Origin of the sequence: Halomonas sp. 141 (assembly GCF_002810305.1) — a bacterium.
Classification (GTDB): domain Bacteria; phylum Pseudomonadota; class Gammaproteobacteria; order Pseudomonadales; family Halomonadaceae; genus Vreelandella; species Vreelandella stevensii.
The window spans coordinates 1-297 of record NZ_PINZ01000161.1; the positions used below are offsets into that span (position 1 = coordinate 1).

1 pseudogene is annotated in these 297 nt (G+C 62.3%); it reads left to right on the plus strand.

Features of this window, described 5'->3' with window-relative positions:
• Positions 1-27 precede the first annotated feature (27 nt).
• Positions 28-297, plus strand: a pseudogene (locus CWI66_RS17815) (IS1380 family transposase); the annotation flags it as partial.

A 297-nucleotide genomic window follows, 5' to 3' on the forward strand; every position in this document is an offset into this window, starting at 1 on the left:
ATTATCGCCATTCACCCAGACAGTGCCATGCCCAACATAAAGTTCCGCGCCAGTCGCCGCACCCTCACCAGCCACGCCGGGCTGTCCATCATCGGGCAATGCTTCGAGATCGCTGGCGTCGACAGCATCGACAGCCGCTTCCCCACCACGCTGGGCATGCGCACCAGTGACGTGATCAAGAGCTACCTGGGCCTGCTGTGTCTGGGCATGAGCGACTATGACGCTGTCGAGAACTTCCGCCGCGACAAGCCCTTCCAACAACTGCTGACCCTGCAGAAGGTGCCGAGCGCGGCGACG